Source organism: Mycobacterium paragordonae, assembly GCF_003614435.1.
In the GTDB taxonomy this organism is placed as follows: Bacteria; Actinomycetota; Actinomycetes; order Mycobacteriales; family Mycobacteriaceae; genus Mycobacterium; species Mycobacterium paragordonae.
Genome location: NZ_CP025547.1, coordinates 272110 through 290355 on the forward strand (window position 1 = coordinate 272110; position 18246 = coordinate 290355).

Sequence of the window (18246 nt, forward strand, 5' to 3'; positions counted from 1 at the left end):
GCCGCCCTGGTTGTCGAGCGGCCCTACGCAAGTAACGGGCGGGCCTAAAGGTGACCGGCGGGACCTCAGCCACCTCCGGCGCATACGAGGGCCGGTTAACCGATCGCGGGTTTCGCAACTGGCCCAACTCCGGGTCAAGTCCAGGGACGTGGTGTACGACGTCGTCGTGTGATTCTTCGTCTTGATGGTTTCAGGCGGTCAGTGCCGCGGGGGTGTCCTCCTGTTCGGTCGGGGTGTCGTTGACGGTGCGTGATTTGCTCAGGACGTCAAGGCCGAGGTAGCGCCGGGATTCGGCCCATTCGTCGTGTTGTTCGGCCAGCACGGCTCCGACGAGGCGGATCAGGGCGTTGCGGTCAGGGAAGATGCCGACGACGTCGGTGCGCCGGCGGATCTCCTTGTTGAGCCGCTCCTGGGGGTTGTTCGACCAGATCTGGCGCCAGATCTGTTTGGGGAACGCGGTGAACGCTAGTAGTTCGGCTCGGGCTGCCTCTAAGTGTTCAGCCGTTTTAGGTAGCTTGTCCTCCAACGCGTCGATGATGCGGTCATATTGTGCAGCAACGGATTCGGCATCTGGTTGATCGAATACCGAATGCAGCAGGGTCTTGACCCACGGCCACGACGCCTTCGGTGTGACAGCCATCAGATTCGTCGTGTAGTGCGTTCTGCAGCGTTGCCATGCCGCACCGGGCAGCGTGGCGCCGATGGCATTGACGAGCCCGGCGTGGGCATCGGAGGTGACCAGTCGGACACCGGATAGGCCGCGAGCGGTCAGCGACCGCAGGAATGTCAACCACCCGGCGCCGTCCTCGGCGGTGGTGACGTCGATGCCCAGGATCTCCCGATACCCATCGGCGTTCACTGCGACGGCGATCAGGGCATGCACGTTGACCACCCGCCCGCCCTCGCGCACCTTGAGGACCAGGGCATCAGCAGCCATGAACGTGTAGGGGCCGGCATCCAACGGCCGGGTACGAAACGCCTCGACCGCGGCGTCAAGTTCTTTGGCCATCACGCTGACTTGGGACTTAGACAAGCTGGTGATGCCCAGAGTTTCAACGAGTTTGTCCATCCGCCGCGTCGAGACGCCCAACAAGTAGCAGGTGGCCACCACCGTGGTCAGGGCCCGCTCAGCACGTTTGCGCCGTTCGAGCAGCCAGTCCGGGAAGTACGAGCCTTGGCGCAGCTTGGGAATCGCCAGCTCCAATGTGCCGGCGCGGGTATCGAACTGGCGGTGCCGATAGCCGTTGCGCTGATTGACACGCTCGCTGCTGCGCTGGCCATAGTCGGCACCGCACACCGCATCGGCTTCAGCCCCCATCAGGGCATGGATGAAGGTGGCCAACAACTCGCGCAGCACGTCGGGGTGGCAGGTAGTGAGTCGTTCGGCCAACACGGCCGGCAGGTCGATATCGTGGGCAGTGGTCATCGCGTCGATTCCTTTGCTCGAGTGACTTTGGACGGTCTCTCGAAGAATCACGCGATGACCTTCATTCATTCGGCTACGACACGCCGGACATCCCGATCAGGCCCGGCTCGTACACCACCCTGCTGGACGCAACCCAACTCCGCCCGCCGGATACGATTCCAATGCACCCGCAAACAGCGGGCCGCAACCCAGACTTCATGCTGATGCCCGGTCAAAGCTGGAGGGCCGATTTACACTGCGGCTGTACGGTTTTCGACGCCAACGGTGCTGGCCAACCGGTAGAACACAGCCAGGCTGATGTACTGCGCCTACGCCTCGAACTGCGGTGCGAACACGCCCGCTGACTGGTTCGTGGCCGTGCGGCCGGGTTCGTCCGGGTCGCCTCGTTCGAGATTCATAAGGTTGTCGTTGCGCACCGCCGAGCACGCACTCACAGCGTCCGCTCACGCACCACCTTGGCCACATCCATTCGCCTGATCACGCGAAACGTCGGGATCAGGGTCAAAAGTGAGGCGATCGAAACTCCGGCGGCGACAAGGAGCGGAGTCGTGGTGTGCATCATCAGGTGCCATCGATAGCCCTGCGTCACATAGTTGGACAGGAACCACTCGGCGAGCCACGCCCCGGCGATCAGACCGACAGGCAGACCGATCGCAACCAGCGTCATATTCTCCACGGCCACCAGTCGGCCGAGTAGCCGGGCATCCATTCCGGCGGCCTGCAATGTACTGAGCTCACCGGTGCGTTCGCTGACGTTGGCAGACATGGCGTTATAGAGCAGCGCCGCGGACATCACACCGGCAGATAGCAAGGTCAGCGCAACCAGCACGTTGTACAAGGCGAATGACTTTCGGATGGTGGCGGAGACGGATTCGGTGGACACGTAGGCGATCACACCGCGCAACCTCGTCGCATCCTGACGATTGAGTTCCTGGTTGGCCCCAGGTGCCAGCTTGAGCAACACTCCCGATGGCGCCAAGGCGGGCACTTGGTCCGACCCGATATAGACCACCGGGCTCATCGGCTCGTCGACGAAGCCGACGACGGGTAGGTCAAGACGAATTCGATTCTGAGCGTTGCTGATTGTGATCTTGTCCCCCACTGCGACGCGGAGAACGGCCCCCAAGCCCGCTCCCAGCAACACACCGTCGGCTGGGAGGCTACGGCTGGATCGGCCGGAGGTGAAGCGGTGCATCCGGGTCGCCCGCGGCAACGCGATCAGCAAGGTGTCGTAGTGGTTGTTGCGGCCCTGCACCGTGACATCCAGCCGCGTGAAAGGTTCTGCGGCAGCGATTTGAGGGTCGGTGCGTAAAGCGCCCGCGACGGCATCGGCAGCGCCCGCAGCAGTGATGAGTTGAGCGTCTTGTAGTTCGACCTCTCCGTATTGTCGATCAATGACACCATTGACGGTGTCGCGCATCCCGGCGAACACCATTACCAGGCAGACCGAACTCACCACCCCGGCCACGGTCAGAATGGCGCGGCGACGGTTGCGAGCGATGCCGCGCAACGTCATTCGCCAGCGTGCAGGCATACGCCGCAGCGGCGGCAGCAGACGTTCTGCGACGGTTATGCCGCCGCGTACACCCGGCGGCGAGGTTCTCATCGCTTCGGCCGGGCTCATCCGGGATGCGGCGCGCGCTGGGGCCCACGCCGCTAGGGCTGACGCCGCAGCGGCGGCCACGGCCCCGATGATCAGACTGCTGGGATACACCAACGTCGCCCGCTGCGGCAGTCCCAGCGCCTGGGTGTATTGGGCGGTGTACCAGCCACCGAGAACGTAGCCGCCGATCATCCCTGCCGCGGCGCCCGCGACACCGACCGCTACGCCGTAAGTCAGATAGTGAGCAAGTATCGTTCGACCGGACAGTCCGTTGGCTGACAAGGTGCCGATCACCGCTTGTTGCGCGGCGACTAGTCGCGACAGAAGCACATGCGTGCCGACCACCGCTGCCACCAGAAACACCCAGGGCAGCAGTCGTGCGAATTTGCGTACCGATTCCATGCCGTCGCGCAAGAAACTGTAGGACGGCAGCGCGTCACGCGACGTGACTGACACTTCGTGTGACCGCGCCAATTCCGTTGCGGCCGTGACCAATGCGTGCGCTTGGTCGCGATCCTGCGCATAGGCCAGCAGCTGATCTGTCGGCCGCGCCGCAAACTGCACCATATCGGGTGCCGGCACGAATACCACGCCGAAGTACTCCGGCGTGGTCACGGTTTCCGCCTGCGAGCGCGCCGACCACAAGTATTCCGTCGACACGGCAGATCCGGAAACGGACACCTGGTGCCAACCGGAGGGTCCAAGCAGTTCGACGGTGCTCGCAGGGTGCAGTCCGTAATATGCGGCGAGATGCTCGTCCACCAGCACCGACCCACGTCCCGGTAGACCACCGGACCGTAGTGCCAACTTCGACACGGTGGGTTGAGCCGCGACGGGCACGCCGACTGCACGGCCGAACAGGGTACGGCCATTGATGCGGACACTGACGTCGGCCTGCTGGCGAAGGTCCAGACTCGGATGACCCGGAAGGTTGCGGGCAGCCGCGTAGAGCCCCGGCGCGGAGGGCCCGCTGATCACCACATCCGGCAGCAGTTGGGTGGCATAGACCCGGGCGAATGACTGCTGCAAGTTGGCGTAGGCGTCTGTGGCCCCGACGAACACCGCCACACCGATCCCCATCACCAACACTGCCGCGAGGAACTGCGAACGCTGCCCCCATAGATCCCGGCGCACCTTGCGGCGCAGGGCGCGGCTCACCAGTCGAGGTCCTGCGGCGGCAACGGCACAGCGACCCGCTCCTGAAGAGCGACCCTTCCTGAGCGCAACCACACCACCCGGTCGGCGATCTTGGCGATCGCGGAATTGTGCGTTACCAGAAGGACGGTGTGGCGGCCCTCCCGGGACAACTCCCTCAGCACCGCCAGGACCTGCCGGCCTGTGGCCAGGTCCAGACTGCCCGTGGGCTCGTCACACAGCAACAGGGGCGGCTCTTTGACGATGGCACGGGCAATCGCCACCCGTTGCTGCTGGCCGCCGGACATCTGATCGGGAAACCGGTCGGCGAGGTCGTCGACTGCGACTTTCACCAGCGCGTCGCGACTGCGCTGAGCACAATCCTCGCCGGCGAGTTCGGCAATGATCTCCACTTTTTCCTGCGCGGTCAGAGTCGCTACCAGGTTGAAGAACTGGAACACAAAACCGACCTGGTCCCGTCGAAACGCCGTGCGCTCCCTGCTATTCAGCGAAGCGATGTCGTTGCCGGACACCAAAATTCTTCCGCCGCTGGGTGTTTCAATGCCGCCCACCAGATTGAGTAATGTCGTTTTGCCCGAACCGGACGGACCAAGCATTACGACGAACTCACCGGGCCAGATCTCGAGGTCGACGCCTTTGAGCGCGTCCACCGCGGTGGGGCCGGAGCCATAGGTTCGGCTCACCGCCTCCAGCCGTAACACAGGAGGCTCGGAGGCTACCGCAGCCTGACCCGTCTCGGAGTCGTCCGACGATGGTGAACGCTCGCTCACAACGCGCAGCCCGGATAGCCGCTCGAGGATTGCGCCACCCGGTGACGTGGGTCCTCGTGGACGTGCGTCCCGACGGTGCAGATTGCCTGACCGGCAGGCGACCACTTGCCTTGGGGCGTCGTTCTGGCACCTACCTGGTCGGGGTCGCAAACGAGCCCGGAGACGTCACCGGATGCAACTCGGGGCAATGAATGCGCGAGTTGTCGGCCGTACATACGGAGCGATTCGGTGGTCAGCATTTCTTGATGCGTACAGTCGACCGAATGCACGGTGATGTCGCCGGCAACGTAAGGGCGCCAACTACGGCGAAGAGACAAACTCCGATCGCCCTCACCCCGCACTGCTGAGAATATGATCATGTCACCATCGAATACATCGGGGTGGTGAGTGCGATACAATGCCGTACCACGTGTGATGTTTTGCGTAAAAAGATCCAGAAGTTCTTTGTACCGGGGAAATTCTGCGGCGACGTCCGAATCTCGAATTAACGCCTCGATTTGCTCGTAGGCGAGCGGTTCATCTTGTTCCGGAATAGCCACACCATAGAACCGCAACGCTTCAAGTTGAGTCCGCCAATCGCCCAGCTCCTGGGTATCGTCGATAACGGGGTCGGCATCCAGAAGGACAAGGTGTGCGATCGCACGTCCGCGTCCCCGGAGTTCGATGGCGAGTTCGTGGGCGATTATACCGCCAAAAGACCACCCGAGAAGATTGACGGGGCCGGTTGGATAAACCGTCTGAATCCTCTCAGCATAGTTTTTCGCCATATCGTGAATTGAGCGAGGCTCGGTTTCGTCGACCTGCAGGGTCTGCTGGATTCCGATGATCGGGCAGTCCAGATACTTGCCAAGAGCCTGGTACGGCCAGCTCACCCCACCCCCGGGATGAATGCAGAACAGTGGAACGCCGGTACCCTTTTTCAGGGTCTGAATCGGAACCACTTCTTGCACAGCAATGGCGCCTGTGCGGCGGTGTAGGTGGTTGGCGAGGTCGGCGACGGTGGGGGTGTCGAATAGGGAACGCACCGGGACGTCGGTGTCCAGGGCCAGTTGGAGTCGGGTGCTGACCCGGGTGGCGAGCAGGGAGTCTCCGCCGAGGGCGAAGAAGTCGTCGTCGAGGCCGACGCGGTCGAGGCCTAGTACCTCGGCGAAGGTCTGGGCGACGATGGTTTGGGTCGGGGTGTGCGGGGGCCGGTATTGTGCGGCGGCAAACACTGGTGGGGGCAATGCGTTGCGGTCGAGCTTGCCCGAGGCGGTGCGCGGGAAGTCTTCGAGCACCACCACCTGAGCCGGTACCAGGGAGGTGGGTAACCGGTTGCTGAGCTGCTGGCGTATCGCGGTGGGATCAAGGGCCGGTGAGCCGCTGATGTAGCCGACGAGGTGGTCGGTTCCGGTGGTGGTGTGGTGCACGGTGGCGGCGGCCTGGGTGACGTGGGGGCAGGCCAGTAGGGCGTTTTCGATTTCGCCGAGTTCGATGCGCTGGCCGCGCAGTTTGACCTGGCTGTCGGCGCGCCCCAGACATTGCAGGGTTGCCTGGGGGGTCCAGCGCACCAGGTCCCCGGTGCGATACATCCGGGTGCCCGGCGCCCCGTAGGGGTTGGGCACGAACCGCTGGGCACTCAACTGCGGCTGACCCACATAGCCGTGCGCCAGCGCGGGCCCGGCCAGATACAGTTCCCCGACCACCCCGATCGGGGCCGGCTGCAACCGGGCATCGAGCACCAGCGCGCACACCCCCGGAATCGGGGCGCCGATCGTCACGGGCTGACCCGCTGAGAGCGCGGTGGTGCAGGTGGCCCAGATCGTGGCCTCAGTCGGACCGTAGGCATTGAACATGCGCCGCCCCGGCGCCCAGGCCGCCACCAACTCCGGCGGGCAAGGCTCCGCACCGGCGATCAACGTCTGCAGCCCGCCCAACCGGCTGCGATCCAGCGACGCCAGCACCGTGGGGGTCAGGATGGCCGCGCTGACCCGCTGATCGCGCAGTAAACAGCTCAACGGCTCCCCGGCATACACCCCCGGCGGTGTCACCACCAACGCCGCTCCCGAACCGGCCGCCCACAACCACTCAAAGATCGACAGGTCAAAGGTCGGCGCGGCCACCATCAAAATCCGCCCCTGAGCGCCGACCCCGAACAGCGCACGCTGGGCCGCGGCCACCCCCAAAAGACCGGCGTGGCCGACCGCCACCCCCTTAGGGATGCCGGTGGAGCCCGACGTGAAAATCACATACGCGGTGTTATCCACCCCCAGCGGCCCCAGCCGCTCGGCGTCGGTGATCGGCTCCGCCCAGCCACCCGACAAGTCCAGACTATCCAGGCGAATCACCCGGCGCCCGCCGGCCCCAGCCACACGGTCGACCCCGCAGCTGAGCACACACACCGCATCCACCGCATCCAGCACCGCCGCAACACGCCCCACCGGATAGGCCACATCCACCGGCACATACACCCCCCCGGCCTTGACCACCGCCCACCACGCCACCACCAACTCCACACACCGACCCACCGCCACCCCCACCGCGCGCTGCGGACCCACCCCCGCCTCGATCAACACCCGCGCCAACCGCGTCGACCACTCATCAAGCTCCCGATACGACACCTCCCGAGCCCCATCAATCACCGCCACCGCCTCCGGATCAGCCGCCACCGCCGCAGCCAACACCTCCCCCACCATCCCCACCGGCGCCCGAACCCCGGCACCAGACCACCCCCCCAACACCAAATCCCGCTCACCACCACCCAACAACGACACCTCACCCACCACCACCGACGCATCCGCCACCACCGCCTCGAGGACGTGTCGGTAGAAACCGGCAATCCGCTCGACGGCGGCTGCATCGAAAACCTCGGTGAGGTAACTGAACTCAACCCGCAACCGAGCGTCGTAGCTGACCGCCAAGCTCAGTGGGTAGTGCGTCGCGTCCGCCACGGTGAACCCCTGCAGATCCAGATCATCGATGGATTCCAGAATCTGTTGGAGGGCGGTGGTGTTGACGGGGTAGGACTCGAAAGCTATGGCAGTGTCGAACATTGCTCCGGGGCCGGCGAGGTGCTGGATGTCCGACAGCCTGCGATGGTGGTGGTCGATCAGGGCCGCTTGTTCGGATTGCAGGCGGTGCAGTGCGGCGGTAACGGTCTCAGCCGGGATGACGCGTACGCGAGCGGGCACGGTGTTGATGAGGAGGCCGATCATGGTGTCAAAGCCGGGCAGTCCCGCGGGGCGTCCGGAGACGGTGACCCCGAAGACGACGTCGTCGCGTCCGGTCAGGTGGCTCAGTACGATCGCCCACGCCAGTTGGATGACCGTGTTGAGGGTAACCCCGGTTCGCCCGGCGAAGTCTGCCATGCGGGAGCTGTGCTGGTCGTCGTACTCCAGGACATGTTTGGCTGGGACAGAAGCGATTCGGCGAGCCGGATCGATCGGGGCGAGCATGGTGGGTTCGTCTGACCCGGCCAGGGCGTGACGCCATGCCTGTGCTGATTGCTCGGTGTCGGCCAGGGCGACCCACTCGAGGTAGTCGCGGAACGGCCGGGACGGTGGCAGCGCTGAATGGTCGCCATCGGCGGCATAGAGGGCGAGGAATTCTTGCAGCAGCAGCGGCGAGGACCAGCCGTCGAGCACGATGTGGTGGTGGGTGATGACCAGCGCCGACTTGTTGTGTCCCCTGGTTACCAGGGTGAAACGCAGCAGCGGTGGGGTGGTGAGGTCGAACTGTTGCAGCCGGTCGGACTGGGTGAATCGGCTGAATTCCTCGTCCGGGCTAGCCGAGCCGGTGAAGTCCAGGTCGCGCCACGGTACCTCGACGTGTGCGAGGACGACCTGCACCGCGGTGCCGTGCGCGGTCGTAACGAACGCCGTGCGCAAGTTGTCGTGGCGGTCGATGATGCCTTGCGCGGCAGTGCGCAACCGGGTGATGTCGACGTCGCCGACGATGTCGATGACGGTTTGCACGGTGTAGGCGTCGACAAAGGATTCTGCCAGCAGTGCGTGGAAGAACAGGCCCGCTTGCAGCGGCGCCAACGGCCAGATGTCGACCAGGTGGGGGTAACGCGCTTCCCAGGTGGTCAGGTCGTCTTGGGCGACCGATACCAGCGGGAAGTCTGACGGGGTGTGGCCGCCGGCTCCGGGCAGTTGGGTGTGCCGAGCCAATCCAACCAGCACCGCCCGCCACAGTTCGACGAGTTCTTCGACGTCGCCTCGGGCGAGCAATGTTCTCGGATAAGCGATCTGGGCGCTGAATTCGTCATCCAGCACCATCGCGTCGATCTGGATGGTGGACAGAACGGGCATGTCGGCGTCGGGTGTGCTGGTCAGTGCAGTGAAGTAAGGGGCGACCCACCATCCGCCGTCACCGCGGGAACCGTCCGACGATTCGGCGGCCGCGATACGCCCGAGGTAGTTGAACATGAGCTGGGGATGTCCCACGTCGGGCAAGGCGCCGGCAGGTGTGAGATGCCGCAAAACGCCATAGCCGATGCCACGATTCGGGATAGCGGCCAGCTGCTCTTTGATCGACTTGATCAGTACACCGGCGGCCGCCCCGCCCTGCAGCACGTCCTCGACATCGATGTCGGACACGTCCAGCCGGGCCGGGAATACGGTGGTGAACCATCCCACCGTCTGAGACAGATCCGCACCGGCCACTGCGGACTCCTCGCGCCCGTGGCCTTCGAGATGAACCAGCACCGAGGATTCGGCGGCCGCGCGGCGCGACCGCCACACCGCCACCGCCACCGCCAATGCCGCCAGCAATCCGTCATGCACGCCGCTTCCGAAAAAGGCCGGCAGTGTGGTCAGCACCGGCTCAAACACGTCGTGAGGTAGCCGTAGCTGCACCCGATCCAACGTTGACATCACGTCGACATCCGGATCAAACGGACGAGGTCCCATCAGTGGATCGGGGCCGTCTAAAATCCGGGCCCATCCCGCCAGCTCGGCGTCGAAGTTCCCCCGCCGGGCCGCCTCCTGAAGCCCATGAGCCCACCGGCGCATCGACGTTCCTGCCGGCTGCAGAACAGCGCGCCGCCCCGCGGACACCTGCTCCCAGGCCCGCATCAGGTCAAACACAATGATGCGCCACGACACAGCATCAACGACCAGATGATGCGCGACGATGATCAGTCGGCTCGACCGATCCGAAATACCTTGCATGCCAACGGGATCCATCCAGACCATCCGAAGCACGGATCCCGCCGACGGGTCCAACTGATCCACTGCGGCGTCCAGCGCCTGGCTGGCCAGCAACGTCAAGTCCTGCGGGAGCGCATCGGCAGCAAACGGGGCCCGGTGCAGCAGTGCGTCCACGTCGACCGAACCCATCTCACAGGTCTGCATCCGCCACCCCTGCGACGGATCCCGCCACAACCGTGCCCGCAGCATGTCGTGTCGCGCCATCACCGCCGAAACCGTCTCCACGATCCCGGCCCGGTCCACACCAGCCGGCAACTGGACCATGACCGACTGAACGAACCGGTCGAAGCCGCCACCGCGGCTCACCAGGTCCCACACAATCGGGGTCAGCGGCACGTCGCCCACACCTGAGCCTGGCAACTCCTTCAGTGCCTGTCCGCTCGGCGCGGCCTCGGCCACCTCCGCCAAGCGAGCAGCCGTCCGGCACTCGAAGACATCCCGGGGCGAGAACCACACCCCGCGCGCACGACACGCCGACACCACCTGAATCGACACAATGCTGTCCCCGCCCATCGCGAAGAAGTCGTCATCGAGCCCGACCTGGTCAAGCCCCAAGACCTCGGCGAACACCTCGGCGACGGCTTTCTCGGTCCCGGTCTGCGGGGACCGGGACGGGGTGGGGGCAAACACCGGCGCCGGCAAGGCGTTTCGGTCGATCTTGCCCGAGGAAGTCAAGGGGAAGTCGTCGAGCACCACCACCTGAGCGGGCACCATGTAATCGGGCAGCCGCGCGCCCAACCACTGACGCACCACGCGGATTTTGGTGATTGTTCCGGGAACATTGGCGTACTTGGCGCCTTGCTCGCCTCCGCTGGCGGGTAGATAGACCTCCGTCAGGGGGCCGGGGTCGGTGATGAAGACGGCATCGAGGGTGCCGGGGTGGGCGCCCCAGGTGACGGCGACGTGATAGCCAGTGGTCTCGCCTAGGCGGTGCAATTCTTCGGGAATGGCGGTGTGGCCGGTCGATTGCGTGAGTGCATCTGTCAGGGACAGCCCGTCGGCGAGGGCTTGTTCGACGTGGACGTCGGTGATCAAACCGGCGCGGGGGATGTCGGTGACGCGCACGGCGGCCGGCCGTAACGATGTCAATCGGGTGTGCAGTCGGCTCAGGCCCGCGCCGGCCCAATCCCAGGTGGGTGCGGCGGCCACCGAACGTACCGATGTGGGGGTTTTGTGAATGATGACGTCGTAGCGGTACCGGTTGAGCTCATTGTCCCCCGATCCGCGCTTGACCTCGATGTCAAGTCCTGCCACCGACGCGCGGTCGGCGGCCCAGCTGGTGAAAAACTCCGGGGCCACCAGTAATTCGGCTTCGCCCAGCATGGCGCGACGGACTCGGTGGCGGATGTCGGCACCGTCGGTGGGGCAGTCGGTCTGGGCCAGCGCGACCGCTGTGTGGAACGCGCCCTGCAGGGTGTGGTTGCGGACGTCGCCGATGAACACCGCCCCACCGGGGGCCAGCAGGTCCACGACCTTCTCGATGAGGTCGGCCAGATACCCCACGCTGGGGAAGTACTGGATGACCGAGTTGAGAATAATGGTGTCGAAGTAGCCCTGCGGCAGTCCCTCGGTGGCGTGGGCGGGCCGGGTCATCAGCTGGACCCGATCACGCCACGCGATCTGCAACTCCTCCAACGAGCGCGCGAGATGGTCGATAACCACCGCTGACATGTCGGTGGCCACATAGTGATCGCACCGCGGGGCGATCTGGGATAGCACCAGGCCCGAGCCCGCGCCGATCTCCAACACTCGCCGCGGCCGCAGGGCCATGATCCGATCCGCCAGGACCGAACGCCACTCCACCATCTCCTCAAGCGGAATCGGCTCACCGGTGTAGCTGCTGTTCCAGCCCCGAAAATCCATGCCGAACTCCGACACCGCAACGTCGGTGCCGTACAACACGTCGTACATGCATTGCCACTGTTCGACGATGTCGGCGTCTTGAACGGAGGTGGAGCCGTGACTGGTGGTGTGCTCGAGGGTGATGTAGCCGACGAGTTGAGAGCCTCCGTTGGGGCTGTGGTGCACGGTGGCGGCGGCCTGGGTGACGTGTGGGCAGGCCAGTAGGGCGTTTTCGATATCGCCGAGTTCGATGCGTTGTCCGCGGAGTTTGACCTGGGTGTCGGCGCGGCCCAGGCATTCCAGGGTTCCCTCGGACGTCCAGCGCACCAGATCTCCGGTGCGGTACATGCGCGCCCCTGGCGCACCGTAGGGGTTGGCCACGAACCGTTCCGCGGTCAACTGCGGCTGGCCCACATAGCCGTGTGCCAGCGCGGGCCCCGCCAAATACAACTCACCCACCACGCCGGTCGGCGCCGGGTCCAGCCGGGCGTCGAGCACCAGCGCGCACACCCCCGGGATCGGGGTGCCGATGGTGACGGACTGACCCGCCGACAGCAGCGCAGTGCAGGTGGCCCAGATGGTGGCCTCGGTGGGGCCATAGGCGTTGAACATGCGCCGGCCCGGCGCCCAGGCCGCCACCAACTCCGACGGGCAGGGTTCGGCGCCGGCGATCAGCGTCTCCAGCCCGGCCAGCCGGGTCCGATCCAGCGACGCCAGCACCGTCGGGGTCAAGATGGCGGCGCTGACGTGCTGCTGGTGCAGCAAGCAGGTCAGCAGTTCCCCGGCGTACACCTGCGGGGGTGCCACCACCAACGCCGCCCCCGCCCCCGCCGCCCACAACCATTCAAAGATCGACAGGTCAAAGGTCGGCGCGGCCACCATCAGGATCCGCGCATCGGCGTCCAACCCGAACAGCGCGCGTTGGGCCGCGGCCACCCCCAAAAGACCGGCGTGGCCGACTGCCACCCCCTTGGGGATGCCGGTGGAGCCCGACGTGAAGATCACATACGCGGTGTTGTCCACGCTCAGCGGCCCTACCCGCTCGGCGTCGGTGATCGGATCCGCGCAGCGACTCGACAGGTCCAGGCCATCGAGGCGGATCACCGGGCGCCTGCCGGCCCCAGCCATGCTGCCGGCGCCGCAACTGAGCACGCACACCGCGTCCACCGCGTCCAGCACCGCGGCGACGCGCTCGACCGGATGGGCCCGATCCACCGGCACATACACCCCCCCGGCCTTGACCACCGCCCACCACGCCACCACCAGTTCGGCGCACCGGTTCACGGCTACGCCCACCGCGCGCTGCGGACCCACCCCCGCCTCGATCAACACCCGCGCCAGCCGGGTCGACCACTCATCAAGCTCGCGATACGACACTTGTCGGGCACCGTCGATGACCGCCACCGCGTCCGCATCAGCCGCCACCGCCGCAGCCAACAACTCCAACGCCACACCCACCGGCGCCTCCACCCCGGCACCAGACCACCCCGACACCACCAGATCACGCTCACCGCGATCCAGCAACGACACCTGCCCCACCACCACCGACGCATCCGCCACCACCGCCTCGACCACCCGCATGAACCGGGTGACCAACCGTTCGATGGTGTTTCGGTCAAACAAATCCGTGGCATACGACACCGTCCCGGCAGCCATCGGGGCCGCTGGATCCTCGGTCGGCGCCTCACCCAGCTGGAAATCCAGGTCGAACTTGGCTGTGCGGGTGGATACGTCGAGCTCCTCGACGCTGACGCCGTCGATCGTCACCCCCTCGGGGCGCACGTTGTTCTGGAAGGCCATGGCCACCTGAAACAGCGGATGATGCGCCGCAGACCGAACCGGGTTGAGCTGCTCGACCAGCAGCTCGAACGGCACATCCTGGTTGCTGTAGGCATCGAGCGCTCTCTGACGCACCTGCCGGAGCACATCGCTGAACCGATGCCGGGAGTCAACGCCAACCCGCAACACCCATGTGTTGACGAAGAATCCGACCAGCTCGTCGAGTGCCTCGTCCAGGCGCCCAGCGATCGGCGCGCCTATCACAATGTCGTCACCTGTACCGACCTGATGCAGCAACACCGCCAAGACCGCTTGCAACACCATCGAGGGCGTCGCGTTATGCGCCGCCGCCAGCGCCTTGACCCCCGCCCACAGCTGCGGATCGATGCGCACCTCGACGCCGTCGCCGCGGTAACTGGGCACCGGCGGGCGGGCCCGATCCGCCGGCAGCGACACAACCTCCGGCAAATCGGCCAACTGCTGCCGCCAATACCCCAACTGCCCAGCGATCACACTGTCCGGGTCAGTCTCCGACCCCAACCACTCCCGTTGCCACAACGTGTAGTCGGCATATTGCACGGCCAACGGCGCCCACTGAGGAGCCCGGCGCTGCCGCCGTGCTCGATATGCCCTGCCCATATCGCGGACCATCGGAGCCAGCGACCACCCATCGCAGGCGATGTGGTGCACCACGATGCCCACCATGTGCTGCTCGGGCCCCACCGAGTAGATCTGGGCACGAATGGGGACCTCCGCAGACAAGTCGAAGCGATACCCAACCAGTGCCTCCAACTCAGCGGCCACATCCTGCTCCGGCAACGAGATCACTGCCGCGCCCCCTCGCCGCCACATCCCCGCCCGTGCCGGCAACACCTTCTGAAACGGGACTCCGTCGACGTCGGGAAATATGGTGCGCAGCGATTCATGGCGGGCGATGACATCATCGAGTGCTGCGTCCAGCGCCTCGACATCCAGCGCCCCGCTGATGCGGAAGGCGGTGGGCATGTTGTAGGTCGCGGCTTCGCCTTCGAACTGGTTGAGGAACCACAAGCGCTGCTGGGCATACGACAACGGGATCCGCTCCGGGCGGGGCAGCGGCGTCACCGGGGGCCTGATACGGCCTGTGCGGCGGTGTAGGTGGTTGGCGAGGTCGGCGACGGTGGGGGTGTCGAATAGGGAACGCACCGGGACGTCGGTGTCCAGGGCCAGTTGGAGTCGGGTGCTGACCCGGGTGGCGAGCAGGGAGTCTCCGCCGAGGGCGAAGAAGTCGTCGTCGAGGCCGACGCGGTCGAGGCCTAGTACCTCGGCGAAGGTCTGGGCGACGATGGTTTGGGTCGGGGTGTGCGGGGGCCGGTATTGTGCGGCGGCAAACACTGGTGGGGGCAATGCGTTGCGGTCGAGCTTGCCCGAGGCGGTGCGCGGGAAGTCTTCGAGCACCACCACCTGAGCCGGTACCAGGGAGGTGGGTAACCGGTTGCTGAGCTGCTGGCGTATCGCGGTGGGATCAAGGGCCGGTGAGCCGCTGATGTAGCCGACGAGGTGGTCGGTTCCGGTGGTGGTGTGGTGCACGGTGGCGGCGGCCTGGGTGACGTGGGGGCAGGCCAGTAGGGCGTTTTCGATTTCGCCGAGTTCGATGCGCTGGCCGCGCAGTTTGACCTGGCTGTCGGCGCGCCCCAGACATTGCAGGGTTGCCTGGGGGGTCCAGCGCACCAGGTCCCCGGTGCGATACATCCGGGTGCCCGGCGCCCCGTAGGGGTTGGGCACGAACCGCTGGGCACTCAACTGCGGCTGACCCACATAGCCGTGCGCCAGCGCGGGCCCGGCCAGATACAGTTCCCCGACCACCCCGATCGGGGCCGGCTGCAACCGGGCATCGAGCACCAGCGCGCACACCCCCGGAATCGGGGCGCCGATCGTCACGGGCTGACCCGCTGAGAGCGCGGTGGTGCAGGTGGCCCAGATCGTGGCCTCAGTCGGACCGTAGGCATTGAACATGCGCCGCCCCGGCGCCCAGGCCGCCACCAACTCCGGCGGGCAAGGCTCCGCACCGGCGATCAACGTCTGCAGCCCGCCCAACCGGCTGCGATCCAGCGACGCCAGCACCGTGGGGGTCAGGATGGCCGCGCTGACCCGCTGATCGCGCAGTAAACAGCTCAACGGCTCCCCGGCATACACCCCCGGCGGTGTCACCACCAACGCCGCTCCCGAACCGGCCGCCCACAACCACTCAAAAATCGACAGGTCAAAGGTCGGCGCGGCCACCATCAAAATCCGCCCCTGAGCGCCGACCCCGAACAGCGCACGCTGGGCCGCGGCCACCCCCAACAACCCACCGTGGGCGACCGCCACCCCCTTGGGGGCACCGGTAGAGCCCGACGTGAAAATCACATACGCGGTGTTATCCACCCCCAGCGGCCCCAGCCGCTCGGCGTCGGTGATCGGCTCCGCCCAGCCACCCGACAAGTCCAGACTATCCAGGCGAATCACCCGGCGCCCGCCGGCCCCAGCCACACTGTCAGCCCCGCTACTGAGCACACACACCGCATCCACCGCATCCAGCACCGCCGCAACACGCCCCACCGGATAGGCCACATCCACCGGCACATACACCCCCCCGGCCTTGACCACCGCCCACCACGCCACCACCAACTCCACACACCGACCCACCGCCACCCCCACCGCGCGCTGCGGACCCACCCCCGCCTCGATCAACACCCGCGCCAACCGCGTCGACCACTCATCAAGCTCCCGATACGACACCTCCCGAGCCCCATCAATCACCGCCACCGCCTCCGGATCAGCCGCCACCGCCGCAGCCAACACCTCCCCCACCATCCCCACCGGCGCCCGAACCCCGGCACCAGACCACCCCCCCAACACCACATCCCGCTCACCACCACCCAACAACGACACCCCACCCACCACCACCGACGCATCCGCCACCAGGAGCCGGTCAAACAGCGATTCCAAATGACTTATGTGGCCGGCGATGTCGTCGTCGCTGTATCGGTCGGGATTCCACGCGAGCTGGATACGCGGTGCGCCGTGGCCCAGCCTCGGATACAGGTTGACCGCGATGTCTTGTATGGGGCCGTTCGTCAAGACGTTGTAGATCGGTTCGGAAGATCCGAAACGAAACGGGGTCGCGAAATCGAGGATGTTGATGATCGGACCGAAATCCAGGGTGCCGAGGTGGGTGCCCTGGCCAAGGAGGTCCGGCCAGCGCCGGAACTGCTGATGGCGCAGTGCGCCGACCAGGGCTTTGGCGACCCGGTCGGTCAGTGCGCCAATGGTTTCGCCGTCATCGACGCAGATCGGCAGCGGCACCATGTTGGCGACCATGCCCGCACAATCTTTCAGCGCCGCAGTCGTGCGCGCAGAGACCGGCAGCGACATCGAGATATCTTGGCGTCCAGTAGTTTTCGCGATGAACACCGCCATCGTCGCAATCACCCTCGCCACATCGAGCTGGCGGTCCTCGGACAGATGTTGGCACATGAGCTCGCGCATCTGCGGGTGACGTGGTGGCGCCGACCTCCGCGCTCCGGTCAGTTCGGTGACCTCCGGTGCGCCACGCATGATGGTCTGCCAATAATCGGCATCCGCAACACTGCGCGCGGACTGCTGATACTTGCGATCCGCGTCGAGGAGAACAGCAAATTCGGAGAAATCGACATCAGTCGTTTTCTCGACCGATCCCGAGTAGGCGGCCGCGATATGCCGGATGAAATTGTTCGCGCCGTACCCGTCAAACAGGACGTGGTGCGCACGCAAGTAGAAGTAGCAGAGGTCGTCGGTGATCCGCAGCAGTGCAACGTTGGTGAGGTGGTCACAGACCAGGTCGATTGGTTGCTGATAGTTGTTTCTCATCCATACCTGAGCAGCGGCCACCGGGTCGGACTCGGCCCGCAGGTCGATGCAACGCAGAGGGTGCAGCATCCGCGGCAGCAATCGGTCGACGACAAAGACCGGTTCACCCTCGACCAAGCCAAGCCGCGCGCATTGCGTACCAAACCAAGCTGCCGCTGCTTCACACGCCGTCGAAAGCCTCTCGACGTCGACATGGTGATCGATAGCAAGGAAGCCGGCGATGTTGTACGGCACTTCCGGCCGGAGTTGCTGAAGGGCCCACATTGACCGCTGGCCGGTGGTTAAGGATCCCAGTATGTCGGGTTGCGTACCGTAGTTGAGCATGAGGCGACGAACTTTCCTTTAGGCCGGCAGGCCACCGCTCGCTCGAGTCGAATCGCCGAGTTGGTCTGCGGCACAGGACATGCGACATCGTCCGATGGGCGCCGACACCAAGGCTTGCTGCCCCCTCTTGCTGGTTCCAGTCGGCACCGTGGCGGGTGGCGTCAGGACTGGTTCGCTCCGCTGCCGATGCCGAAACAGCGACTTGCTGCGCTGATGGCCGCCGCGCCGAACCCATACCCGTCCGATATTGCCGAACGAAAGCAGCGGACCCGCTCCGCGACTGAA

4 protein-coding genes are annotated in these 18246 nt (G+C 65.6%); all 4 read right to left on the reverse strand.

Going from position 1 to position 18246, the window contains the following annotated elements:
• Window positions 1-190 precede the first annotated feature (190 nt).
• Window positions 191-1426: an IS256 family transposase gene (locus C0J29_RS31520; RefSeq protein WP_120791242.1), complete on the reverse strand. Its 1236-nt coding sequence runs from the start codon at window positions 1424-1426 to the stop codon at window positions 191-193.
• Between the two features lie 430 nt (window positions 1427-1856).
• The gene (locus C0J29_RS31530) at window positions 1857-4187 is read right to left on the reverse strand and encodes an ABC transporter permease (RefSeq protein ID WP_084023114.1); all 2331 of its coding nucleotides are present in this window, start codon (window positions 4185-4187) and stop codon (window positions 1857-1859) included.
• A complete protein-coding gene (locus C0J29_RS31535; RefSeq protein ID WP_236725518.1) occupies window positions 4184-4867 on the reverse strand; it encodes an ABC transporter ATP-binding protein in 684 nt (227 codons plus the stop codon). Before C0J29_RS31535 ends, C0J29_RS31530 begins: the two co-directional genes overlap by 4 nt.
• An 83-nt stretch (window positions 4868-4950) precedes the next feature.
• Complete coding sequence (locus C0J29_RS31540) at window positions 4951-17961, reverse strand: non-ribosomal peptide synthetase (RefSeq protein ID WP_120795119.1); 13011 nt, start codon at window positions 17959-17961, stop codon at window positions 4951-4953.
• Window positions 17962-18246: the final 285 nt, after the last annotated feature.

Excerpts from the sequence above, each read along its gene's own strand:
- C0J29_RS31520 (WP_120791242.1), bottom strand. The coding sequence starts at position 1,426 with ATGACCACTGCCCACGATATCGACCTGCCGGCCGTGTTGGCCGAACGA.
- C0J29_RS31540 (WP_120795119.1), bottom strand. The coding sequence starts at position 17,961 with ATGCTCAACTACGGTACGCAACCCGACATACTGGGATCCTTAACCACC.